Origin of the sequence: Flavobacterium sp. XN-5, from assembly GCF_008033395.2 — a bacterium.
Classification (GTDB): domain Bacteria; phylum Bacteroidota; class Bacteroidia; order Flavobacteriales; family Flavobacteriaceae; genus Flavobacterium; species Flavobacterium hiemivividum.
This window is the reverse complement of sequence record NZ_VOGZ02000011.1, coordinates 52,513-75,545: the sequence shown is the minus strand read 5'-3', so window position 1 is coordinate 75,545 and position 23,033 is coordinate 52,513. Positions and strand designations below refer to the sequence as shown.

At 32.9% G+C, this 23,033-nt stretch carries 23 protein-coding genes; 1 reads left to right on the top strand and 22 read right to left on the bottom strand.

Annotation, left to right across the window (positions count from 1 at the left end; genetic code table 11):
- The first annotated feature begins 290 nt into the window (after positions 1 to 290).
- The gene (gene ccsA, locus FQU23_RS15135) at positions 291 to 3,479 is read left to right on the top strand and encodes a cytochrome c biogenesis protein CcsA (RefSeq protein ID WP_147674576.1); all 3,189 of its coding nucleotides are present in this window, start codon (positions 291 to 293) and stop codon (positions 3,477 to 3,479) included.
- A gap of 193 nt (positions 3,480 to 3,672) precedes the next feature.
- On the opposite strand, the gene FQU23_RS15130 is transcribed toward ccsA, so the two are convergent.
- The 22 genes from FQU23_RS15130 to FQU23_RS15030 form a co-directional block, all read right to left on the bottom strand.
- Positions 3,673 to 4,761, bottom strand: coding sequence for an alkene reductase (locus FQU23_RS15130; RefSeq protein WP_147674575.1), 1,089 nt, complete (start codon positions 4,759 to 4,761; stop codon positions 3,673 to 3,675).
- Between the two features lie 196 nt (positions 4,762 to 4,957).
- Positions 4,958 to 6,988, bottom strand: coding sequence for an OmpA family protein (locus tag FQU23_RS15125; protein WP_147674574.1), 2,031 nt, complete (start codon positions 6,986 to 6,988; stop codon positions 4,958 to 4,960).
- 72 nt (positions 6,989 to 7,060) lie between these two features.
- Entirely contained in the window at positions 7,061 to 8,854 is a 1,794-nt protein-coding gene (locus FQU23_RS15120; RefSeq protein WP_147674573.1) for an Ig-like domain-containing protein, read from the bottom strand.
- A gap of 404 nt (positions 8,855 to 9,258) precedes the next feature.
- Complete coding sequence (locus tag FQU23_RS16115) at positions 9,259 to 9,948, bottom strand: HAMP domain-containing histidine kinase (RefSeq protein ID WP_209282355.1); 690 nt, start codon at positions 9,946 to 9,948, stop codon at positions 9,259 to 9,261.
- A gap of 185 nt (positions 9,949 to 10,133) precedes the next feature.
- Positions 10,134 to 10,463: a hypothetical protein gene (locus tag FQU23_RS15110; protein ID WP_147674572.1), complete on the bottom strand. Its 330-nt coding sequence runs from the start codon at positions 10,461 to 10,463 to the stop codon at positions 10,134 to 10,136.
- The gene (locus FQU23_RS15105) at positions 10,456 to 10,812 is read right to left on the bottom strand and encodes a hypothetical protein (protein ID WP_147674571.1); all 357 of its coding nucleotides are present in this window, start codon (positions 10,810 to 10,812) and stop codon (positions 10,456 to 10,458) included. The genes FQU23_RS15110 and FQU23_RS15105 overlap by 8 nt, the downstream gene beginning before the upstream one ends.
- A gap of 41 nt (positions 10,813 to 10,853) precedes the next feature.
- Positions 10,854 to 11,159, bottom strand: a complete 306-nt coding sequence (locus FQU23_RS15100) for a YtxH domain-containing protein (RefSeq protein ID WP_147674570.1) — start codon at positions 11,157 to 11,159, stop codon at positions 10,854 to 10,856.
- A gap of 47 nt (positions 11,160 to 11,206) precedes the next feature.
- On the bottom strand, positions 11,207 to 11,359 hold the full coding sequence (locus FQU23_RS15095) for a lmo0937 family membrane protein (RefSeq protein ID WP_147674569.1): 153 nt from the start codon (positions 11,357 to 11,359) through the stop codon (positions 11,207 to 11,209).
- A gap of 55 nt (positions 11,360 to 11,414) precedes the next feature.
- Positions 11,415 to 12,047 (bottom strand): porin family protein, encoded by a 633-nt coding sequence (locus tag FQU23_RS15090; RefSeq protein WP_147674568.1) that lies wholly within the window; start codon positions 12,045 to 12,047, stop codon positions 11,415 to 11,417.
- Positions 12,048 to 12,252: 205 nt separating this feature from the next.
- Positions 12,253 to 12,432, bottom strand: coding sequence for a hypothetical protein (locus FQU23_RS15085; RefSeq protein ID WP_317165210.1), 180 nt, complete (start codon positions 12,430 to 12,432; stop codon positions 12,253 to 12,255).
- 261 nt (positions 12,433 to 12,693) lie between these two features.
- Positions 12,694 to 13,437, bottom strand: coding sequence for an MlaD family protein (locus FQU23_RS15080; RefSeq protein WP_147674566.1), 744 nt, complete (start codon positions 13,435 to 13,437; stop codon positions 12,694 to 12,696).
- Positions 13,438 to 13,460: 23 nt separating this feature from the next.
- Complete coding sequence (locus tag FQU23_RS15075) at positions 13,461 to 14,240, bottom strand: ABC transporter ATP-binding protein (RefSeq protein WP_147674565.1); 780 nt, start codon at positions 14,238 to 14,240, stop codon at positions 13,461 to 13,463.
- A 1-nt stretch (position 14,241) separates the two neighbouring features.
- A complete protein-coding gene (locus FQU23_RS15070; RefSeq protein WP_147674564.1) occupies positions 14,242 to 15,000 on the bottom strand; it encodes an MlaE family ABC transporter permease in 759 nt (252 codons plus the stop codon).
- A gap of 92 nt (positions 15,001 to 15,092) precedes the next feature.
- Complete coding sequence (locus FQU23_RS15065) at positions 15,093 to 15,542, bottom strand: PA2169 family four-helix-bundle protein (protein ID WP_147674563.1); 450 nt, start codon at positions 15,540 to 15,542, stop codon at positions 15,093 to 15,095.
- A gap of 222 nt (positions 15,543 to 15,764) precedes the next feature.
- The gene (locus FQU23_RS15060; protein WP_147674562.1) at positions 15,765 to 16,148 is read right to left on the bottom strand and encodes a hypothetical protein; all 384 of its coding nucleotides are present in this window, start codon (positions 16,146 to 16,148) and stop codon (positions 15,765 to 15,767) included.
- A gap of 257 nt (positions 16,149 to 16,405) precedes the next feature.
- Positions 16,406 to 17,308 (bottom strand): YihY/virulence factor BrkB family protein, encoded by a 903-nt coding sequence (locus FQU23_RS15055; protein ID WP_147674561.1) that lies wholly within the window; start codon positions 17,306 to 17,308, stop codon positions 16,406 to 16,408.
- Between the two features lie 299 nt (positions 17,309 to 17,607).
- On the bottom strand, positions 17,608 to 18,051 hold the full coding sequence (locus FQU23_RS15050) for a hypothetical protein (RefSeq protein WP_147674560.1): 444 nt from the start codon (positions 18,049 to 18,051) through the stop codon (positions 17,608 to 17,610).
- Positions 18,052 to 18,101: 50 nt separating this feature from the next.
- A complete protein-coding gene (locus FQU23_RS15045) occupies positions 18,102 to 18,314 on the bottom strand; it encodes a hypothetical protein (protein ID WP_147674559.1) in 213 nt (70 codons plus the stop codon).
- A gap of 221 nt (positions 18,315 to 18,535) precedes the next feature.
- Complete coding sequence (locus FQU23_RS15040; protein WP_147674558.1) at positions 18,536 to 18,730, bottom strand: hypothetical protein; 195 nt, start codon at positions 18,728 to 18,730, stop codon at positions 18,536 to 18,538.
- A gap of 52 nt (positions 18,731 to 18,782) precedes the next feature.
- Positions 18,783 to 18,953, bottom strand: a complete 171-nt coding sequence (locus FQU23_RS16375; RefSeq protein ID WP_317165211.1) for a Thivi_2564 family membrane protein — start codon at positions 18,951 to 18,953, stop codon at positions 18,783 to 18,785.
- A gap of 278 nt (positions 18,954 to 19,231) precedes the next feature.
- Positions 19,232 to 19,666, bottom strand: coding sequence for a response regulator (locus tag FQU23_RS15035; protein WP_147674556.1), 435 nt, complete (start codon positions 19,664 to 19,666; stop codon positions 19,232 to 19,234).
- Positions 19,666 to 23,019 carry a PAS domain S-box protein gene (locus FQU23_RS15030; RefSeq protein WP_147674555.1) on the bottom strand — a complete coding sequence of 1,118 codons (3,354 nt, stop codon included), beginning with the start codon at positions 23,017 to 23,019 and terminating at the stop codon, positions 19,666 to 19,668. Before FQU23_RS15030 ends, FQU23_RS15035 begins: the two co-directional genes overlap by 1 nt.
- Positions 23,020 to 23,033: the final 14 nt, after the last annotated feature.

Sequence of the window (23,033 nt, the reverse complement as noted above, 5' to 3'; positions counted from 1 at the left end):
TAAATATTCTTGCTATCCGAAAATGTTTTTAATTGGTTTTAGGCGAGGGGTGGAACAGGCTACTACTTTAACGTCCTAAAACATCTAAATCCAGTCAGCTTCCTGAAAATTTCCGTTTAGAGACAAAGTAAAATAGTTTTTTTAACGGATAGTGGAACTGCTGTAAAATAAATGGCATTATAACTGTATTTGAAGCTTTAATTTTGGATTTAATTAACAATTGATGCAGGAAGGAAGTCAACAATTTTGAGTACTTTTGTCGCACTTTTATAAAACGTAATTCCTTACAAATGGATAAAAAATTATACTCCTTTTTATTTTCTACACGATTAATGGCAGTGCTTTTTCTTTCTTTTTCAATAGCCATGGGGGTAGGAACTTTCATCGAAAGTAAGTACAATACAGATACAGCCCGAATTTTAGTTTATAATGCCTGGTGGTTTGAAGCGATAATGGCGTTTTTCTTAATCAATTTTATTGGGAATATTAAACGTTACCAATTATTGAAAAAAGAAAAATGGGCTACTTTAATACTGCATTTGTCGTTTGTATTCATCCTTTTAGGTGCTTTTGTAACCCGATATATTAGTTATGAAGGAATGATGCCTATTCGTGAAGGAGCTGCTGAAAATCAGTTTTACTCAGACAAAACATTCCTTACCGTTTTTGTAGACGGAGAATATCAAGGGGAAATGAAACGCAGGGTTTTTGAAAAACCTTTGTTGCTTTCGCCAGTTACCAATAATAATTTTTCTATCTCAGAGAAGTTTGCTGACACACCTTTTAAAGTGGAGTATGAAAACTTTATCATGGGCGCTAAAGAATATGTAAAGGCTGATCCTAAAGGGGTTTTGCATTTAAAAATTGTTGAAGCGGGTGAAGGTGAACGTCATGAACATTTTCTAGTAGAAGGCGAAGTTCAAAACATTCACAATGTTTTATTTGCTTTGAATGTGCCAACTGAGGGTGCGATTAATATTAACACCACTGGAGATTCATACACAATTAAAACACCATTTGAAGGAAATTTTATGCGTATGGCTGACAAGTTAGAAGGAGCCGTGACTAAAGATAACGTACAACCTTTGATGATGAGATCGCTTTACAGTATTGGAGAAATGCGATTTGTTTTTCCTGATCCGGCTGTGAAAGGTGTGATTGCTTATGAATCTGAAAATGATTTTAAAGCGAAAACCCACGAAGATGCCTTAGTGTTAAAATTAACCGCCGATGGAGAAGAAAAAGAAGTAACGATTTTAGGTTCTAAAGGTCGAATAGGGGAGCCTAAAACGATTAAAATAGGAAAAATGGATTATACTTTTTTCTACGGAAGCAAAGCTTACGTTTTACCATTTAAGATTAAACTGAATGATTTTATCGCTGAGCGATACCCGGGTACTGAGAAAAGCTACTCTTCATTTGAGAGTAAAGTAACAGTTGAAGACGAGAAACCATTTGATGCCAGAATTTATATGAACAATATTTTAGATCATAAAGGATATAGATTCTTTCAATCTTCATTTGATCCAGATGAAAAGGGTACCGTACTATCTGTAAATCATGATTACTGGGGATCACTTATTACTTACATTGGGTACTTCCTATTATATTTTGCCATGATGGCGATTATGTTTACTAAGCATTCTCGTTTTGCTGATTTGAAACGAAAATTAGATGTAGTGAAAAATAAAAAATCAAAATTGATTACAATTTTGGTTTTGATGATCAGTATGAGTGGTTTTGCTCAAACACACAATCATGAGCACGATGCAAACGGAGATCATGCCGATCATGCCGAAAACGGTATGCATACTAGAATTGCTCCAACAGAAACACAGATAGATTCCTTACTAAGTAAGTTTAAAGTTTCTAAAGAACATGCTGCAAAATTTGGGAGACTTATTATTCAAGATGCTGGTGGTAGAATGAAACCTATTAACACTTTTTCTTCTGAATTATTGAGAAAAGTAAGTCATTCTAATGATTACAAGGGAATGAATTCTGATCAGGTATTTTTATCCATGTCTCAGTACGCACAATTTTGGATTGAAATTCCATTAATACATCTAAGAAGTGGAAATGATAGTATTCGAAAAATAATAGGTGTTGATGTGAAAGCAAAGACGGCTCCATTTATTTCATTTTTCGATGAAAAAGGGAATTATAAATTATCTCCATTTTTAGATAACGCTTACAAAGCAGCAAATCCGAATCAATTTGAAAAAGACTTTATTGAAACGGATAAGAAAGTAAACCTAATGGAATCTGCATTAAGTGGAAGAATTTTAAAGATTTTTCCAATTCCTAATGATGTAAATCACAAATGGATTTCGGCTTTAGAAGTTGGTAATTCGGGATTAAAAGGAATGGATTCTACTTATACTAAAAGTGTCTTGCCATTGTATTTTGGCTCTTTAAATAATGCTTCCATCTCGACTGATTATAAAAACGCCGATGATTTACTAGAAAGTATTCACGGTTTCCAGAGAAAATTTGGAAGTAAGGTATTACCTACCGAAGAGAAAGTAACTACAGAGATATTATATAATAAATATGATGTTTTTCAAAATCTGATTTTATGGTATATTCTTTCGGCTATAGTGATGCTATTTTTAACAATTTTAGCGATATTTAAAGAACGCAAAGTATTAGTTTATGCTATAAATACAATGCATGTAATTATAGGATTGTTGTTTGGTTTGCATACTTTGGGCTTAATCGCTAGATGGTATATTTCAGGTCATGCTCCATGGAGTAACGCTTATGAATCCATTATATATATTGCTTGGGCAACCATGTTTTTTGGTTTGGCTTTCGATATAAAATCAAAACTTACTGTTGCTTCATCTGCTTTTGTAACGGCTATGATTCTTTGGGCTGCTTACCAAAACTGGATTGATCCAGAAATTGCTAATTTACAGCCGGTACTTAATTCTTATTGGTTAATGATCCACGTTGCGGTTATTGTAGCGAGTTATGGTCCATTTGCACTGGGAATGATATTAGGTTTTGTTTCTTTATTATTGATCTTTTTTACCAATGAAAAAAACAAGGCTAAAATGGATTTGAATATTCAGGAAATCACCTATATCAACGAGATGGCCTTAACTATTGGATTAATTATGCTTACCATTGGAAACTTCCTTGGAGGACAATGGGCTAACGAGAGTTGGGGACGTTACTGGGGATGGGATCCAAAAGAAACTTGGGCACTAATCAGTATCATGGTATATGCGTTTGTAATTCACTCTCGTTTTGTACCTGCATTGCGCGGAAAATGGGTGTTTAACCTGATGAGTATGTTTGCTTTTATTTCTATTTTGTTTACTTATTATGGAGTGAATTTTCACTTGGTAGGATTACACTCTTACGCTAGTGGTGAAGCACATTCATTAGATTGGATTTGGTATTCATTAGGATCAATAACCTTAGTAGGGGCAATTTCATATCCGAAATATCGAAAGTATTACAAGAAATAAAATTTTTCATTATAACAAAAAGGTCCAACTTAACAGTTGGACCTTTTTTGTTTTCTATTCGAAAATAATGTGACAGTTTTGTAAGTCTAATAACGTTTTATTTTAAAATGCACTTTTGAACTCTTGAATGATTCAACTTAGGATTATAGGTCAACGCTTTTTATAAGAATCCAGTATTTCCAGTCATTCACATTTATAATGTATATGCAGGATAATCTGTATATCCTTTTTCATCAGCAGTATAAAACAAATCAGCATTTAAATTTTGGGAAAGCGGCCAGTCATTCTTAAACCGTTCTACAAGATCTGGATTATTTATAAAAGGTCTTCCAAATGCTACTGCGTCAGCTAGTCCACTAACAATAGCTGCTTCAGCGCTTTCTTTGACAAAACCACCACAAAGAATTATTTTATTTTCAAAGTTTTTCCGAATTGTTTTTTTTATTTCTAATGGTACGGCAGGCGCTCCCATGGCTGAATGATCTACAAGATGAATATAAGCAATCCCAATTTTATTTAGCTCTTTTGATAGGTAATCATAGGTTTCGTCTATTTCAGGATAATGTGGCATATCGCTAGCAACACCATAAGGAGATAAGCGAATTCCAGTTTTTTCTTTCCCAATAGCCGCAGCCACGGCAGTCACTACTTCAATTACAAATCGGCATCGATTTTCTATACTACCCCCATAATTATCGGTTCTGATATTACTTACAGGTGATAGAAATTCTTCCAATAAATAACCGTTGGCTCCATGCAATTCTACGCCATCAAATCCTGCGAACAAAGCATTTTGTGCGGCACTAACATATTCTGTTTTTGCATGAATGATATCTTGTAAATTCATTTCTTCCGGTATCACAAAATCTTGCAGCTCTTTTTGATCGGTCCACATTTGTCCGGCAGCTTTGATAGCCGAAGGGCCAAATATTTCTGTTCCTTCGGGCATATTCAAAGGATGGCTTATTCTCCCAGAATGCATGAGTTGAACAATAATCTTTCCTCCGTTATCATGTACGGCTGTAGTTATTTGCTTCCAATGGCGTACTTGTTGCTCCGAAAATATACCTGGAATCCGAGCATAACCAAGTCCGTTTGGTGATGGCGAAGTCCCTTCAGTAATAATTAAGCCCGCATTTGATCGCTGTTTATAATAGTCGACCATTGTATCTGTTGGAATGTGTTTTAGAGCTCTGCATCTGGTCATTGGTGCCATTACAATCCTGTTTTGTAATTCGATAGAGCCCATTTTTTCAGGAGTGAATAATTGATATTTTTTCATTTTTGTAACTATTAAGTGGTTATTATAAAGATAATTATAATTATTGATTTAGGTGTTTAAAATAGGAGAGGAGTTGATCAAAACTAACATAAAAGCATATAAGAAATTCATTTTAGACAAAAAAAAGAGGATAGTCACTTTTCAGTTTCTATCCTCTTTCTTACTTCTAAAAATAAACTTTTGCTTACTTCACTTATTATTTTGCAGCTACAATATCAATTATAACAGTTCTGTTATAAGAACGTTCCTCTGGAGTTTTGTTTTCAAAAGGAGCTTTGTTTTCATCTTCTCCAAATCCATTTATTTCAAACTTCACATCTTTTCTGTTCGCTTTAGAAAGTGCACCTTGGATAATATTTTTGACATCGTTTGCACGAGCAAGTGATAAATCTCTATTGTGATCCTCTCCACCAATAACATCAGTATGACCATGAACAATAACTGTTGCTCCAACTGGGATTTTTGGCGCGATTACATCAGTTAGATATTTTTCATAGATGGCAATAGCTGTTGATTTATTAAATTCGTAAATAATGCTATATCTAAGACCTTCTTCTGTTTTAGCTGGTGTCCAAAGTACTACGTGTACTGGAGCTTCCTGTTCTACAATAGCACCACTTTTAGTTTGACCTATCATTTTTACTTTGAAATCTCCTTCAGCACGACTACCTAAAATCGCTTTTCCAGGAATACTAACTTCCTCTTCAGTATAAGGTCCAAAAGATTGTGTTTTACCTTGTTCATCCGTCATTTGTAATGACCATGTAGATAAAGCTTCACCAGCTCCTTTATTGTTGAATGTTACATAACTAGAAGCAGGAGCTTCTTGAAGTGGAACAATTTTTACTGGTTTCAACTGCGCGTCAGCACCACTTTGAAATTCCATCAATAGGTCTGGAGAAGTACTTTCAATTGATACTCTGCGATCCCCTTCACGAAGAAGTTCTAGTTCTAATGTTGCACCAGGTTGTTCCCCAGGAATATTTGGTTTTGTTTGCCCTTTAGTGCTTATTCTTGACGGATTGATTGCAAATACATCAACTAGGTATGTTTTGATTGATTCTGACATCGCTAAACCATCTGCTGGTCCTTGCTCTGATGAACCTACCAAAGTAATTGTTGCATTTGGATTTTTCTGCATACGATCACCAAGAATGTTTAAAATATTATAATAAACAGTCATTTGTCTTTTCGACCGATCTGATAAATTTTTTGGAGCATAAACTTCCAATTGGTCTTCTTTGAAATCTTTTACCTGATCTTTATTCAATAAAACATAACGGTTTGAAATTTCATTCGAACCAGTGTTAAAATACACATAGTTTCTAAGAGGAAATATTTCAGTAAGTCTACTTTCTCCAGGAAGATTAGTAGGAGAATCTACAGAAAACGAAACTTCTTTATCAGCTTTGATATCAGTTGCTTCTTGGATGTTTTTTCCTTGTCCAAATTTAAGTGCCATACCAGCTCTTACAGTGGTATTATTCCATGTTTCTGTTGAACGTGGATTTTGACCAAAATAAGGTTGGAAAGAGACAAAAGGAGACAATACAAATTGTGTTTTGTTTGCAGCTGTTGATAAAGGAATATCGTAACCAGCTCCAATTTGCATTGAGATAATTGTTTTTTCGATATTATCAAAATCACCTTTTACTGCCGCATTAGCTTCTTGTTCAGGAAACGCAGGATTAACTCCTAATTGGTACGTAAATGATTTATCCAAGTTGAAAGCCAAACGTGGACCACCATACACATAAAAATTAGATTTAAAAGGAGCAAAACGCAAACTAGGCTCTACTGTAATATAACTTAAGTTAGTTGATAAATCAGCAGGACAGTCGCAGGCTGTAAGCACTTGGTCAAATTCACCTTTACGGCTATCATAACCCGCTTGTAACATAACACCCCATCTTGAATCAGCAGGACGATATTCTAAGAGTGGTGCGATAAAAAGTCCAGCTCCAAATCCATCATGAAATGTTTTTGGTGATCTAAAACTTTCGTTCATTTGTTGTGTTGAACCACGGTAAAAATTAAAGTTTGCTCCAGCTGCAGCACCAAAGTACCAAGACGGTTTTGCATATTTCACTTCGATAGTTTCTTGCGCATGAACAGTTGTTTGAAGACTTAACCATGCCAAAGCAACGATTCCGATGCTTTTGATTGCAAGTGGAGAAGGAGACCATGGAGTACATGGTTTTTCAGTATAAATAGTTTCTGATTTCATTTTTTTTATTATTAGGTTTTATTTAAATATATCCCGCCCTAAGACGGGATATGTAAAACTTGGGGTTTTTGCTTAATTAGTAGGAACGTTGATTATGGTATTTACCATAGTAACTGAAGAAACTAATGATATTGCTCTTCCGTTTAGTACTGTTTCCTGTCCAGGTAATGTTGTACTATTTGCAGGTGCTGACAATGTCACACCATTTTCGGCAATAATATTTCCAACCATCACACCACCACCTCCGTAGTTGATTACTGCTGTGCTACCTACATACCAAAAAACATTGTTTGCTTTTGCACCATTTATTAATTTAACACTTCTAGCTGCTGCTGGAGAACCTACAGTCAATGAAGATGCTGATTGGAAATACCAAGTTGCGTTTGCATCACCTTGAGCATCTAATGTAAGATCACCATTTGTAATTTTATACGTACCACTTGCTGATTTGTAAGTACCTGGTGCTAAAGTTAACGCTCCTAGTTCTCCTGAACCTTGATCGCTACCACCTGGCTTATTAGCTGGAGAAATACTGTTGAACAGATCTCTTGCTGCATTCAATCCTTCTAGCGCTTTGGCTGCTTTTGTAGCATTTCCGGGCGCAGGCGGTGCAGCAAAAATTCCACTGTTTACTAAACCATTATTAAGAGGAGTAATGGTGTACACTTCAAACGGAGATGCCATAGTATCAGTAAAACCAGTTATTAAAGAAGAAGCTGCAGTAGTACCAATTGCTCCACCATTAACTCTTGTGTTTAATCCTTGGTTTGTTATTCCTGCATTTCCACCAAAAATTCCGAAGAATAAATTTGACGTATTTGGAACAACAGGTGTTACAGGTGTAACTAAAGTTGTGAAGTTCCATACAAACTCATTTGCTAAAGATACTCCGGCAACATTTTTGGCTCCAATTGTTATTGTAGCAGTATATACTTTGCCTTCTAATAAAACATTTGTAGGTTTAAAAGATGCAGTAGTTCCTGAGTATGTAACTGCTCCAGGTATAATGATTGTACCTTGTTTCAAAGTAAAAGTATTACCGTTGATTGTCACGGCATCCATTAGCATACTAAAATTAGCTGTAATGGTTTTGTCAAGACTAATTCCTGTCGAATTGTTAAAAGGATCAGTAGATGTTACTGTTGGAGCAACAATAGCTCCAGTTGTAAACTTGAATACATAGTCACCAGGCAAAGGTGCATTGTCTAAGTTTGTTGCAGCTGCTGTAACAGTAGCGGTGTAAACTGTATTTGGTGCTAATGGTCCTGCTGGAGTAAAAATTGCTGTTGTTCCGCTATAAGTTACCAATCCTGAAACAGCATTAGTTCCTTGTTTTAAAGTGAATGTAGTTCCATTGATCGTAGAAGCCTTCATTGCCATATTGAAGTTCACAGTCACTAGTTTGTTTAAAAAGACGTTAGTCGCATTATTATCAGGATCAGTAGATGCAACCATTGGAGTAACTGTTAATCCAGTACTAAAAGTCCAATTTGTTTCCGTTTGTAAAGCGTTACCCATAAGGTCTTTTACCGTTCTCTTTATAGTAGCAGTATAAGTGGTATTAGGAGCAAGTAAAGCAGACGGTTTAAAGGTTGCAGTTTTAGCTGTGTATGTAATTACACCTGCTACTTGCGAAGTACCGTTTAAAGTAAAAGAAGACTGATTGATAGTCTCTGGATTCATTTCTTCATTAAAAGTTACTGTGATTAATTGATCTAAAGGAATGTTAGTAGCTCCGTTTAAAGGAGTAGTACTTACCACCTCTGGGCAAACACCATCGATTTCTACAAAATCATCTGTGGCACAACCTGATAGTAAAGCAATAAATAGTATTGCAAAGGTTGATAGTAATTTTTTAGTTTTCATTTTATAAGGATTTAGGGGATTAATTATTTTATGAAGCAAAGGTTAGTTATTTGGCATGAAGAAGGGTTACACTATTAAAAGTGATACTTGTATAATTCACTTATTTGAAATGTTAAGAATTATAGTAAGTAATTTTAAATCAGTTAATTGTGAGATTTAAAATGTTAAGGGTATGTTATTTGGCTTATTCTAGGGAATGGGAGTGAAAAAAGTTTTACAACTATTGATGAAATAAGAGGTGTGGGAAATTTTATAAGAAATGGTAATTTTCAAACATAAAATGGACTGCAGGAATTGGTAGTTCTTATTTTTTGGAAAATAGTTTGAGGACACTAATTTCCAATTCTTGAAGTAATGTATTGTGGTGTATTGTAGAGTAATGTAGCGGAATGATCTTAAATTATTTAAATAAGGATTTTTTTTGCTTTATGGCGAAGTTCGATGATATTTGTATTAAGTTCCTTAGTTAAAACATTAAGGGAAGAGGCTGACATTTTTATATAATCTAAAGTTTGTTCAATCTCTGCGTGTGAATCTTTTGAAAGATCCAATATTTCACTTAATCCTAAAATATTGGCGATAGGTTGCCTCACTTTATGAGAGATCATAAATATCATTTTCTCTATTCCTATAATGTATTCCTTATGATATTCCTCAGCTCTTTTTAGTTCAATGTTAGCGTTTAATAATTCTCGCGCACGCTTTTCTTTTTCTTCATTTTGAAAAAGGAGTTCTTTGTTCGCAATAATTAGCTCAGCAGCTCTGTCTTCCTTTTCTTGATTCTGAAAGGCAAGTTCTTTATTAGCAATAATTAATTCAGAAGCTCTCTTTTCTTTTTCTTGATTTTGAAAAAGAAGTTCTTTGTTAGCGATTATTAGTTCAGCAGCTCGATTCTCCTTTTCTTGATTCTGATAGGCAAGTTCTTTGTTGGCAATTATTAGTTCAGCAGCTCGATTCTCCTTTTCTTGATTTTGATAGGCAAGTTCTTTGTTGGCAGTGATTAATTCCATAGCACTTTTTTCCTTTTCTTCATTTTGAAGAAAAAGTTTAGCATTGGCAATAATTAAATGTTCTTTATTAGACTTTGCACACATGCTATATTGATTTTAGTTTTTAAAGTAAACTATGATGGAAATAGAATAAGTAACAAAATATATTAAAGTCTTCTTTTTTTGGAGTAAATGAGGTTATAGATTTATACTGAATTATAAATCATTTTGATTAGGCTTCAAATTACAAAAAAAAGTAAATTAAATTTTTATCGAAGAAGTAATAGTTTCTAGATATCGCTGCGCTTTGCAACAAAGTTTGTAACTGCAAATTGAAGTACTGTACCCAGTATTGTTTTTAATGGGTTTTTGGTAGAGCCCACTAGTAGTTTTTTTGATATAAAGCCAGAAGCTAATCCTACTACAGTGTTTAGTATATTGTGTTTTAAATCTGGGGAACTTATTACGTTGTCTAAAGCACTTTTTACTATGTTTAGAGGTTTTACACTTTCATATACAACATTATATTGTTGACGTAATGCTTGTAGTTCTACGGCTTTTTTATGCTCTAGTAACGAGATCATTTGAGCCAAAGTTTCTGTTGAGTTAATTTTATTCATGCTTTTGGTTTTTTAGCATTTTGGTAATAATAAAATTACTGATCGGCATTTTTATCCATTTATCTTTATAAGAATATAATACAATTGATAATATTAAATACAAAGCGGCCATAATGAAAAAACCGTAATACATGCTTCCCAGGACTTCGCCAAGCCAAATGGAAAGACCAAAGTTGAGAAGTAGAATAAACATAGCAAAAACAATAGCAATTGCTAATCTTGAAAGCAGAGAAGATAGGACATCTGCAGAAGTGTCAATAACTTTTAGTTTTGCCAATTCTACCGTTGTACGGGTGTAATCCTCTACTTTTTCGAAAAGAATTTCTATTGTTGTTGCTTTGCTACTCATAATTTTATTTTAAGCTATTTAAAGTCTAAAAATTGTTTTTGTTATAAATTTAGATTTTTAATATCTAAATTTTCAACTTCTCTTTTAGCCGTGTCAAATTTTGACTTCCCTTCATTGTAAAGACCTTGTCCTTCTTGTTTAAGAGTGTCTTTAAGGGTGTCGTATTTTTTTGAAAGTGATTCTACTGTAGAGTCAAACTTTCCTTTCAAATCTCCAGCATAATCTCCGCCTGCATCTTTAATTCTTTTTCTGGTTTTCTCTCCCTTGTCTGGAGCAAATAATATTCCCATTAATGCACCTGCTGCGATTCCGCCTAAAACTCCTAGTATTACTTTATCTGTTTTCATAATTTATTTTTTTAAGAAATTTATTAATGTTTTTTGATTAGCTCGATTTATAATCGTCTACCTTGGATTAATCTTAATATAACTGCAATTACTGCAATTACTAGAAGGATGTGAATGATTCCGCCGGCTGCGAAACCGAAGAATCCGATTGCCCAAAAGATGATTAGAATTACTGCTACTGTGTAAAGAAGATTGCCCATGATTTCTAGTTTTTTATGTTAATTGATAATTTAATTTGAATAACTTATTTTAAATTTAGTTAAGTCTAAGACCAACATATACATTTAAGACACTGTTTTTAGCATCAGAATCTCCGAAGCTTCCTTCTTTGAATACTTTTGTTAAACCGTAATTGTATCGTACTCCAAAGTTAACTGTTTCTAAATCAATACCCAAACCTCCTGAAAGACCAGCGTCAAACCTATTGAAGTCATCAGTGTCTAATTGAGTTTCTGAAGTAAACAGGTTTGAATCGTTTTTTGTTTTACCGCTTACCATATAAGCTGCATACGGTCCAACATGTACGTTAAATGCCTCTGTAACATTAAAAACTAGAAGTACAGGAACTTCAATGTAGTTTGTATTGAATGTTGCTGTTCCATTTGCAAAAGCATTATCGTAAGTAAGTTCAGCACCTTTAGTAGTATACGAGATTTCAGGTTGAATGGAAACAGAATTTGCAATAGGGAATTTAGCGTATAAACCTGCATTAAATCCTGTTAGTACATTATTGTCATCTACATTATCAGTATACATATTAGAAAAGTTTAGTCCACCTTTGAATCCAAATGCTGGAGTATTCGATTTTATGTCTTGCGCGTTTGAAGCGTTAAATGCGAAGCATGTTAGTAAAAGAGTAGCTAACGTAAGTTGTTTTGTTTTTTTCATTTTAATTGTTTTTAATTTATATTTATTCTTTTGTCTTACAAATGTCGGTAACATAATTAAGGGAGTTCTTATATAACTTTTAATAAATGTTGTATTATTTACGGTTAGATGATTGCTGTCTAATAATTTGAATACTAGTTCTAATTTGCTTGAGCTGTAATAAATTAGAAATAATTTATATTCTTATTTTGTAACAGTTCCTTTCTTATAGTGCGCTAATAATCTGGTGCAGTTCCTGTCTTGTTTTGCCAAGTTTAATTTGGAGCTTTGTCATCATTTCTTCTTCCTTGCCTTCAAGAAATAATACTTCAGTATCAGTTAAAGCGGCAAACTTTAGTTTTAGATGCTGCTTTTGTTCTCCCCATGTCTTTTTTAGATCTTTCATTTTCATTTTATTCTAATGCATACCGTGTATTCAGTACTTTACAAAGGTGAGCTGTTTTGAGCTTTAATGTGTTACATAACTTTTAGAAGAAGTTATATGATTTACTTGTTTTTTATAAATTAAGCTGTAAAGAAGATTTTATAATAATGACAGCTATTGATTTTAGAATAAAAAAAAGACCTCAATTTTTTAAAATTGAGGTCTTTGATATAGTATGGTTTTTAAAATAAATGTGTAGGATTGATAATTCTTTAAGTTAATTTACTTTTTCTCGTCTTCCTTATCTTTCAATTCCTTTTCCTTTGCTTTTTCGGCTTGTTTAATTTTCTTTTCTTCTGCTTTTTTCTTTTTATTAAAATAACCTTTCAATAAAAAATTAGATTTTGCCGCTTCCATATTCTCACTTAATCCTTTAGATCCAGTTTGGAGATTGGTCATTGTTTTGGTAAGACTGTTTGCAAATTTTTCATCCGTCATTAATTTAGATAAAGCACCTTCACCATTATTCATTTTATAGGTAAATTCAGCAAGTTCATTTGTGATCACAGCAGCATTATCCATACTAACTTTTACGCTTCTCATAATTTCGTCCATTTCAATTGCCTGAATTGATGTGATAGTCGCATTATCTTTTACTATACTTTTCGAATTATTCCCCGGAGATATAACAAGGACTTTGTCACCCATTAACCCATCTGATCCAATACTGGCAACGGCATCGCTTTTAATAAATTTTTGTACTTCCTTTTTAATAATTAATCGCACCACTACTGAAGTATCAGTTACTAATTGAATTTCGCTCACTGTACCCACATTTATTCCGGAGAAAAGAACATTGTTTCCAATCTCTAATCCACTCACATTTTTGAAATGAGAGTTAATACTAAATGTAGAACCAAACATATTTTTTTGTTTTCCAATAAAGTAAATGGTTGCTGTAAAGGCCAATAGTCCTATTAAAACAAACATTCCTACTTTCCAAGTGCCCGTTGATTTACTGTTCATAACTAACTTCTTAAATTAAATAATTATATAAAAAAGGAACGAACCCATTCGTCTTCACTCTTTTCTAGTTCTAGGTAACTGCCTTCAGCATGAATAACACCGTCTTTTAGAATCATAATCCGATCGGCTGTAAGTTTAGCGCAGGCCATATCGTGTGTGATAATAATCGAAGTGGTATTGTTATTTTTCTTGATGTCTAATATTAATTCACTTATTTCCTTTGATGTAATGGTGTCTAAACCAGTCGTAGGCTCATCATATAGAATAATCTCAGGTTTTAAGATTAAGGTTCGTGCAAGCGCAATTCTTTTTCGCATTCCGCCTGATAATTCTGAGGGCATTTTATCTATGGCTTTTGCTAGACCTACACTTTCTAAAACCGTGTTGATTTCGTTTTCAACATCAGATGCTGTTAAATGTGATGCATGACGCTGTAAGGTGAAGGCCAGGTTTTGTTTGACTGTCATTGAATCATACAAAGCAGAATTTTGAAATAGGAAACCAATTCTAATTCGAACCTCATTCAGTTTGCTAGTGGGTAAGTTCAATACATTTTCACCAAATACTTTTATTTCACCTTCATCTGGCAAAACCAATCCAACTATGCATTTTATAGTGATTGATTTTCCTGATCCTGATCTACCTAATATAACTAAATCTTCTCCTTTATTTACGGAGAGATTAACTCCTTTTAAAACATGATTGTGTTCACCAAAGGATTTTACAAGTCCTGTAATTTCTATAACAGGCCCTTTTTCTTCATTTTTAGCTTGCGGAAGTAGTGTTATTGTTTCTTGCTCCATTTTAATAAAATAAATCAGTTATTTGAACGGCTAACATATCTATAATAAAAATACTCAGTGAGGCCGTTACTACAGCCGAATTTGCTGCTTGACCTACGCTCGCTGTTCCATTTTCAGCGTTATAGCCTTTATAACATCCTATCAATCCTATAAAGAAACCAAAGAAGAAGGTTTTAATTGTCGCTGGAACAATATCGATAAAGGCCAGAGAGTCGAAAACCTTTGCTAGGTATCTATAAAAACTAATGTCACCATGCATATTGATACCGATAAAACCACCCATCATTCCGATTCCATCAGCAAGTATTACCAACAATGGAATCATAAGTGTTGTTGCTAATATTCTGGTTACCACCAGGTATTTAAACGGATTAATAGCTGCCACTTCCATAGCGTCTATTTGTTCTGTTACCTTCATAGCACCTAACTCAGCACCTATACCAGAGGAAATTTTTCCAGCACAAATTAAAGCTGTTATAACTGGTGCTATTTCTCTAATTAAGGAAAGAGCAACCATACCTGGCAACCAAGATTCAGCTCCAAATTTAGATAGAGTAGGGCGCGATTGAAGCGTTAGTACTAATCCCATTATAAAACCAGTTATAGCTACTAAGGGAATAGATTTATACCCTATAACATAACATTGTTTTATGAATTCTTTAAATTCATATGGGGGCGTAAACACCTCTTTGAAAAACTTAGAAGCAAATAATGTTACATTACCCACATCGTTAAAAATATTTTTTAGGTACACAGTCAAAGCTTCATGTTTTATGTGGATTAATAATTAGGATCTATTGTAATATTAGGAAATAAATAACTGACTTATTCCAACTTTGTTTTTTTCTATTTTTAGAAAGCACTTCTATAGGACTGCATTTTGTCCCGCTCAACATTTAGTCGTAAATATTGTTCATTTAGCATGGTTTGCTGCTGTATAGAAAGACATTCTAAATTATTGTATATCCCTTCATAGTACGATTGAATAACAATAGTTTCGTTTCTTACGCAGGAGTAAATCACATCGTGTAAATCTTTTTCTATTAGTTTATGAAGGAAATAATACCAAATCGAATGAAAATAGCCTTGGTTGCTTCTGTCTTTAGCAGGAGTTCCTCCCAATTTTATAATTTCTTGTTTCAGTTCAGATTTGCATCGCTGACTTGTAATCTGAAAGTTTTCAAATACTTTTTTTAAATAAGCTTGCTTTGCTTCTTTTGAAGCATTTTTATAACGTTTGATTCTAGCATTATTAATTATAATAAACGAATTCAATAAGTTAATTGATTTTTCTGTATCCATTTCAATATTTTTTTAAAATTAAATAACATCTAACTTATTACAATGTAAATGTCTCTAATATCTTGATGATTACTGTTGTATAATCTTTGTATAATTTTATATTTTTCACGGTTTTTTCTAATAATGAAGCTGGGATAAATATGCTATTTCATTATTAATTTTTCACACTCCATTTTTTATTCACGCACGTTTAAAAGCAAATACAGCTTGTTAATTGTTTTATTAATTTTCTGCAAAATATTTATTGATAAACTCATGCTGCTGGTGTAGATTCATTTTGTCAGTTTCTTTTATTTCAACTTTTATTTTCACAAATCGATGATCTTCGCTTAAAACATCAAATAGCTCCACTTTGGCATCAGTGGGACCAAAAAGGACAATTTGTTTGTAGTTTTTAATCGCTTCACCTATTTTGTTATAATAGGCATATAAAATATGTTTGTCCGTATTTATAGATAGATTGGCTCCTTTATTAAAATTCAGTTCTTTTTTACTCTCTGGAAATTCAGATTCAATTGTTTTAATTTCAAAAGGATTGTTTGTGAATTCCATTAAGTAGGCGATAGAATGATCCATCCATATTCCTAATTTTTTTACTCTTTTCATGTTATGTATGTATTTTAAGGAAATTGTAATAGCATGTATTTGTATTGCTCTGTTTGTAATGCCTTAAAATTGAACTATTTAATCTACACCTGTGTTATAGAACTTTAGCGAAAGTTTATGTAATTTAAGCATTTGAAATACTAAGACTAAAAATTACCATGAAAATAAATTTGAGCGCGATTTAGTTAATTACTCTTAAATAGTTACTTATTTGATATTGGTTTTAAATAATTTGAGGTTCAGATTGTTGAGATGATTTAAATTTTTCTACTAGCAACCGATTCCTTTTTTGCGATTTCGGTAGGAGGAATAGTACCCGAGTAAAATTTGGCGTAAACTGCTGTAAATTCAGCTCCAAAAAATAGAATCATTGAAGAGTATGAAACCCATAATAAAATGATAACGACAGAACCTGCAACGCCATAAATGGAGGCGGGATCGGCAGTGCTGAAATAAAAGGCTAAGATCGTTTTACCAATAGTGAATAAAATTCCAGTCACAATAGCGCCTAGCCAAACATGCTTCCATTTTATTTTTGCATCAGGTAAAATTTTAAACATTAAAGCAAATAGTACTGATATTACTGCAAAAGAAAATACAAAGTTGATAATGTTGAAAAATACGATTGTAGATTCGTCAGTATGATCTTTCACCCAATCTGCCATACTGGATAAAGCCGTACTAACAACTAGCGACACCAATAGTAGAAATGCAATAGCTAGTATTAATCCAAATGAAAAAAGTCTCGCTTTTAGGATAGTAAAAAATCCATTTTGTGGTGCAACTTCCACTCGCCAGATTAAGTTTAATGATTTTTGGAGTTCTACAAATACAGCAGTGGATCCTACAAGTAAGATGAGGACTCCAATGATTGAACCCCAAACGGTCGATTTAGATTGGGTTGATTTGATGAGAATCTGACTGATTTGCTTCGAAGTTTCGGAACCCATTGTACTAGAAATTTGTTCTAAAATATTTTGATTTACAGTTTCATTGCCAAAGAAATACCCAGCAATTGAAATAATTAAAACCAGTAATCCAGGAATACTGAAAATGGCATAGTACGCAATAACAGCACTTTGTCTAAAGGGATCTTTATCGTTCCATGATGAGAAAGTTTTTGATAATAATGTGGCTGTATCTTTAGTCTTAAATTGCATACTTATCTTTTATCTAAATTATTCAGAGCGCTATTTCTAATTTCAAAGTTTCTTCTATGAACTGTTACCGTTTTTTAAAATATTTATCTCCTTGGTTCCTACTAATACACTTTCGATTCAAAAACTCTTTTCCAAAAAAATAAAGGCTGTATTTCACTACAGCCTTTCACTAAACCAAACCAAAATAACAATTATTGAAAAACGTTTTCTTTCTAAGTGATAGAACCGAAAACGAACAACAATCATTAAACATTAATGTCTTCCTATCGTATTCTTATTAATTTGAATTTTTAGAATCATTATAATCTGTTTGTAGTAAGAATTATTTCACTATCAGGATATTGAACTTGCGGATCTCTTTCGGCAGTTATAAAAATTTTCGTTGGCTTTACTGGGCTCACCGTTTCAAAAGTTGCTTTTAGTTTTGAAGATAAAAAATTGGAATCACTTTTTATTTGCCCAATATTTTTAACCATTGATTCTTCCGTTTCCATCCAAACAACATAAGCCTTTTTTGATGAATCAAGTCGGCTTACTTCTGCTAGATTTTCTATTTTAATAACAATTAGATAGTTCTTATTTTCATCCTTGGTTATTTTTACATCTCCACGAGCTGCAGGAACAATTGTCGAAGTTTGAAAAGTCACCTTTTTCGAACAAGAAGTAAAGGACGCTGTTAACACCAATACGAATAGGCCTAAAAACAGATTTCGTGTAATTCTATTTATAGTAATGTTTTTCATTTTTTTTGTTTTTATCTCGTAATTTGAATAGATCAAAATCCTAAAAATAATTATTTCTTATCTTTTACCACAAGAACAACTCCACCTATTAGTAAAACGACACCAACAATGGGCGACCATTTCACGGGATGACTTTCTTGCTTGTTTATCTCTATCGGACCAATGTCAACAACCTTTTCTTTAGTCACGTAATTAAATCCTGTGTAAAAAACCATAATGGCTCCAATAACTATTAATAAGATTCCTATGTTTTTTGCGTTCATAATTTTTTAATGTTAAAGGTTGATAGTTACTATTTATAATCTATTCGATATGTGCTTTACAATAATTTAAAAATCTGGCCTAAAAAAATAAAACCAAATATCAATTTGTATTCTTTAAATTTTAGAGTGTAAATTAAATCCCATTTGAACGAATTGTAATTGATGGGATCTCCTATTGTTTATTGATTTTTCCGTAAAGGGTAGCCAATAGTTAATATGGTTTACGATTCGTCTTTTGTGGTTCTTACTAAACTTATTCCAGAAGTAAAGAAAATAAGTCCTAGTATTCCATATATAATAAGGCTTTTAATATCTTGATTACTACCAGCAGTACCAGAAAATAATACTGCAGTATATATTAACGCTCCTATTCCAAGGGCTGTAAGTAACGCCCCAAAGATTCTTTTAAGATTCATAATTTTATTTTTTAAGATTTATAATTTTTACAGCTTGTTTATTTTGACAGAATTAAGAACTAAATAGATCCAAATAATTAAGTATCCAGATTGCAGTCACAATAACAACTAATGAATTGAATACATTTTTAATTGTGGTATCCATGGGAACATAAGTATTTATCAGCCAAAGTATAGCTCCAGTAACAATTATAACTAGCAATATGCTGATTATTGAGATCATGGTAATTTGTAATAATATTGTAATCAAAGATAAACCTCTTATATGCAGTATGTTTTACACAATTTGAAAGAAAAGTTTCATCATTCACACATTTATTTAAATTAGTATTTACATATAAGTAGGAGTGATGAATGGAATACTCAATACACTAAATTTTTATCAAGTTTCGAAATTTTATTGTGTTCGCATACTTGTATCTATAAAATAGTTAAGCCTGTCATTTGACAGGCTTAACTATTTTATATTGTGTTCTTAAAAGTTTAAGTGCAATGAGATTATTACATTCTAGCCATATACCACTTTAGCTCTTTTTCGATTCTTTCAAAATGGAAGAAAGCAGTAATGTTTTTCTGAAGTCGCAAGAAAGAAGTTTCGCTTTTTACCACATAATCAAAAGCTTTGTGGTGCATACAACTAACAGCTACCTCAATTTTATCTTGAGACGACAACATTACCACTGGAATGTCTGGATCAAACTCTTTAATTTTGTCTAAAGTTTCAATTCCGTTCATTGCATTTTTATCGATTCCATCAAGTTGGTAATCCAGAATGATCACATCTGGTTTTTTGTCTAAATTTGCTATACATAGTTCACCAGTTGCAAATGTTTCTACGATAAAATCAGTATGATGTATAAATTCGATTTCTAAGGACTTTAGAAAAACGGCGTCATCATCCACTAAAAACACTTTTATTTTTGCTTCGTTTTCCATTAGTTTCTGTTTTTTATATTATTAAATTCTATTTCTAATTCTTCACATGCTTGATTGCATACGGCTGTCAATTGCAACACCAAATCATCAATTTCTTCTTTTTGATTCTCTAAGTCACCAGAGTAACCCTGGATTTTTTTTGCCATTTCTTCATATTCTGGACTGATACCCATTATTGAAAAGGAGGGAACCATTTTATGTGCTGAAGCTCGAAGTAATGCCCAATCTTTGTTTAGCAAGCTTTCCGTCATTGCAGTAACTAGTGGCGGAGTTTGCTGTAAATAAGCTGCAATCATTTCCATCATTAGTTTGGGATTAGATTTAGTTCGAGAATCTAAATAACCTAAATCAATATATTTTTGAGTTTTAGGGACTATATTTTTTTTCATCTCTTTTTCCTTTTTTGATGTGTGTTTTCTCACGATGTTTACTATTTTACTATATAGTAAACGCTCGTCGACTGGTTTTGCAATGTAATCATTCATTCCCACTGCCTTACATTTAGCTAAATCTACCGTAGTAACATCAGCTGTTAATGCAATAATTGGAATATCAGAATTCATTGTTTTTCTAATATATTCAGTAGCTTCAAATCCATTCATTTCAGGCATTTGAAGATCCATCAAAATTACGTCATAGGAATTGTTAAGCAGTTTGTCAATTGCTATTTTTCCGTTTTCGGCAATATCACGTTCAAACCCAAAGTCATCTAGTAGTGTTTTCATCAATAATTGATTCAACGCAATATCTTCAACAACCAAAACTTTTATGCTTTTTGTTTCTTTGTCGACTTCGAGCATTTCTGTTTCTAGTTCTGCATCGGCAGTTGTTTTTTGGAATTTCAATCTAAAACTGAAAGTACTTCCTTCTCCTACTGTACTTTTTACTTTAATACTACCACCTTGAGGTTCTACTAATTGTTTGACGATAGCTAGTCCCAGTCCTGTTCCGCCATAAATTCTGGAAGTCCCGCTTGAGGCTTGTTGGAAATTTTCAAATATGGTTGTTAATTTCTCTTCGGGAATTCCAATTCCGGTATCAGCAACTGCAAACTCTATGGTAACATTTTCTTCATCCTGATCGATTAAACGTACATTAACGGTTATTTTTCCTTCGGAGGTAAATTTGACTGCATTACTAACCAAATTTAAAATAATTTGATGTAAACGTATCGGATCGCCTATTATTACGGCAGGAATGTTAGAATCATATTCTTTTACTAATTGTAAATTTTTCTCTTGAATTTTTGTTTCGAATAAGTGAAGCATCGATGCAATAGAGGACTTCATTTTAAAAGGAGTTTTTTCAAAAGACATCTTTCCAGCATCTACTTTTGCTAAATCTAAAATATCATTAATAAGCACAATTAGTGCATCGCCACTCATTTTTATAGCGTTTAGATATTCCTTCTGTTTTGCAGTCAAATCTGTTTTCAATACTACCTTTGTAAAGCCGATGATGGCATTCATTGGGGTACGTATTTCATGACTCATATTTGATAAAAATTGCTGTTTTGCTTTTACAGCATTTTCAGCAATTGAAGCAGCGTTTTCAGCATTTCGTTTTTCTTCTTCAGCAATTCCTGTTGCAAGCTCCGCAAATACTTTAGCTTCTATCAGCTCTGTTTCAATTCTTTTTTGCTCTGTGGTATCTCTAGCTACTATAACAATACCAAGTACATTTCCTTGATCATCCTTATAAACAGATCCGCTGAATAATACATCGGTTAATTTACCTTCTTTGTGACGAAGGGTAAGCGGTGAATCAGCAACAGAACCATTTGCAAATACTTCCTTATATACTTCTCTTGCCATTTGTGGCTCTGTGAAATAGTCAAAAAAGTCAGAACCAATTAGTTGTTCTCTTTCTAAGCCCGTAATTTTTACAGTGGCTTCATTCATATCAGTAATCTTACCTTCGATACTTATTGTAACTAATGGATCAAGACTAGCCTCAATAAGACTAAGGGAATAGTTAGAAAGTAATTTTTGAGCTGTAACATCTCTGGCAACAATCACGATTCCTAGTACATTGCCTTGTGGATCTTTATAAACGGAGCCATTGAATAGTACATCTGTTAGCTTTCCATCTTTATGGCGTATGGTCAAAGGAGAATCTGCAACAGATTCATTTGCAAAAACCTCTTGATATACTTCACGTGCCATTTGAGGCTCAGTGAAATAGTCAAAAAAGTCAGATCCTATTAATTTTTCACGTTCCAAGCCTGTAATTTTTACAGTAGCCTCATTCATATCGGTTATTTTTCCTTCGATACTAATGGTAACTAAGGGATCAAGACTGGCTTCAATAAGGCTAAGGGAATAATTAGAAAGTAGGTTTTGAGCAGTAACATCCCTAGCAACAATAACAATACCAAGCACTTTTCCTTGTTGATCTTTATAAACAGATCCATTAAATAACACATCAGTAAGCTTTCCCTCTTTATGACGAATAGTTAATGGAGAATCAGCAACGGAGCCATTTGCAAACACTTCTTTGTACACCTCACGTGCCATTTGAGGTTCTGTAAAATATTCGAAGAAATCAGAGCCTATCAGTTTTTCGCGTTCGACACCAGTAATTATAACCGTGGCCTCATTCATACCACTAATCTTACCATCAATGTTTATAGTGATCAAGGGATCTAAACTGGCCTCGATAAGACTAAGTGAATAATTTGAAAGTAATTTTTGTGAGGAAGTAAATAATTCTAATTCGTCATTTCTAATTTTTAAATTTTTAACAATAATAAAGACAAGTGTAAAAATTACAAATACTAAAATCAAAAGTAAAAAGAATAGTATTTCGGAATATTGAACACTATTTTCATTTTCAGATTTTTTAAGTTTAAGAGCATTATATTCATCAACTTTAATTTTATAAATGATGTTTTTAATACTATCAGTGATGATTTTACCATCTTTTAGAATGGCAATCTTTTCATTTGGCTCTAATAAATCTACCTTTCTATCGTCAATAATTTTTTGCAATAAAAATAATTTCTTGGCAGTCATTACTTTTAAAGAATCTACCTGTGTACTTTGCTGTGAATTACTTTGCGTTAGTGCTGACAATTGTGACAGGTTGCTATTCATCGCTTTTACTGCCTTATTGTAGGACTCTAAATATAGATTGTTTTCAGAGATTATATACCCTCTTACGCCAGTTTCAATATCAAGAATATCTAAAAGAACATTATCGTTTTTACGCAATACTTCCTGCGCATGAACTGCAGAGTCACTAGTTGACATTACTTTTAGGTTATTATAGTAGAAAATACCTAATACAACGAGTAGGATAATAGCGACTAGGATATAATAGATTTGAAATTTTTTATCTGAAATTAACTTCATGGTGTATGTAAAAC

Excerpts from the sequence above, each read along its gene's own strand:
- ccsA (WP_147674576.1), top strand. The coding sequence starts at position 291 with ATGGATAAAAAATTATACTCCTTTTTATTTTCTACACGATTAATGGCA.
- FQU23_RS15100 (WP_147674570.1), bottom strand. The coding sequence starts at position 11,159 with ATGAAAACAGATAAAGTAATACTAGGAGTTTTAGGCGGAATCGCAGCA.
- FQU23_RS15075 (WP_147674565.1), bottom strand. The coding sequence starts at position 14,240 with ATGGAGCAAGAAACAATAACACTACTTCCGCAAGCTAAAAATGAAGAA.
- FQU23_RS15040 (WP_147674558.1), bottom strand. The coding sequence starts at position 18,730 with ATGAATCTTAAAAGAATCTTTGGGGCGTTACTTACAGCCCTTGGAATA.
- FQU23_RS15125 (WP_147674574.1), bottom strand. The coding sequence starts at position 6,988 with ATGAAATCAGAAACTATTTATACTGAAAAACCATGTACTCCATGGTCT.
- FQU23_RS15080 (WP_147674566.1), bottom strand. The coding sequence starts at position 13,437 with ATGAACAGTAAATCAACGGGCACTTGGAAAGTAGGAATGTTTGTTTTA.
- FQU23_RS15050 (WP_147674560.1), bottom strand. The coding sequence starts at position 18,051 with ATGAAAAACATTACTATAAATAGAATTACACGAAATCTGTTTTTAGGC.
- FQU23_RS15060 (WP_147674562.1), bottom strand. The coding sequence starts at position 16,148 with ATGAAAAGAGTAAAAAAATTAGGAATATGGATGGATCATTCTATCGCC.
- FQU23_RS15030 (WP_147674555.1), bottom strand. The coding sequence starts at position 23,019 with ATGAAGTTAATTTCAGATAAAAAATTTCAAATCTATTATATCCTAGTC.
- FQU23_RS15130 (WP_147674575.1), bottom strand. The coding sequence starts at position 4,761 with ATGAAAAAATATCAATTATTCACTCCTGAAAAAATGGGCTCTATCGAA.
- FQU23_RS15035 (WP_147674556.1), bottom strand. The coding sequence starts at position 19,666 with ATGGAAAACGAAGCAAAAATAAAAGTGTTTTTAGTGGATGATGACGCC.
- FQU23_RS15085 (WP_317165210.1), bottom strand. The coding sequence starts at position 12,432 with ATGAAAGATCTAAAAAAGACATGGGGAGAACAAAAGCAGCATCTAAAA.
- FQU23_RS16115 (WP_209282355.1), bottom strand. The coding sequence starts at position 9,948 with ATGTGTGCAAAGTCTAATAAAGAACATTTAATTATTGCCAATGCTAAA.
- FQU23_RS15105 (WP_147674571.1), bottom strand. The coding sequence starts at position 10,812 with ATGAGTAGCAAAGCAACAACAATAGAAATTCTTTTCGAAAAAGTAGAG.
- FQU23_RS15120 (WP_147674573.1), bottom strand. The coding sequence starts at position 8,854 with ATGAAAACTAAAAAATTACTATCAACCTTTGCAATACTATTTATTGCT.
- FQU23_RS15095 (WP_147674569.1), bottom strand. The coding sequence starts at position 11,359 with ATGGGCAATCTTCTTTACACAGTAGCAGTAATTCTAATCATCTTTTGG.
- FQU23_RS15055 (WP_147674561.1), bottom strand. The coding sequence starts at position 17,308 with ATGCAATTTAAGACTAAAGATACAGCCACATTATTATCAAAAACTTTC.
- FQU23_RS15065 (WP_147674563.1), bottom strand. The coding sequence starts at position 15,542 with ATGGATACAGAAAAATCAATTAACTTATTGAATTCGTTTATTATAATT.
- FQU23_RS15110 (WP_147674572.1), bottom strand. The coding sequence starts at position 10,463 with ATGAATAAAATTAACTCAACAGAAACTTTGGCTCAAATGATCTCGTTA.
- FQU23_RS15045 (WP_147674559.1), bottom strand. The coding sequence starts at position 18,314 with ATGAACGCAAAAAACATAGGAATCTTATTAATAGTTATTGGAGCCATT.
- FQU23_RS16375 (WP_317165211.1), bottom strand. The coding sequence starts at position 18,953 with ATGATCTCAATAATCAGCATATTGCTAGTTATAATTGTTACTGGAGCT.
- FQU23_RS15090 (WP_147674568.1), bottom strand. The coding sequence starts at position 12,047 with ATGAAAAAAACAAAACAACTTACGTTAGCTACTCTTTTACTAACATGC.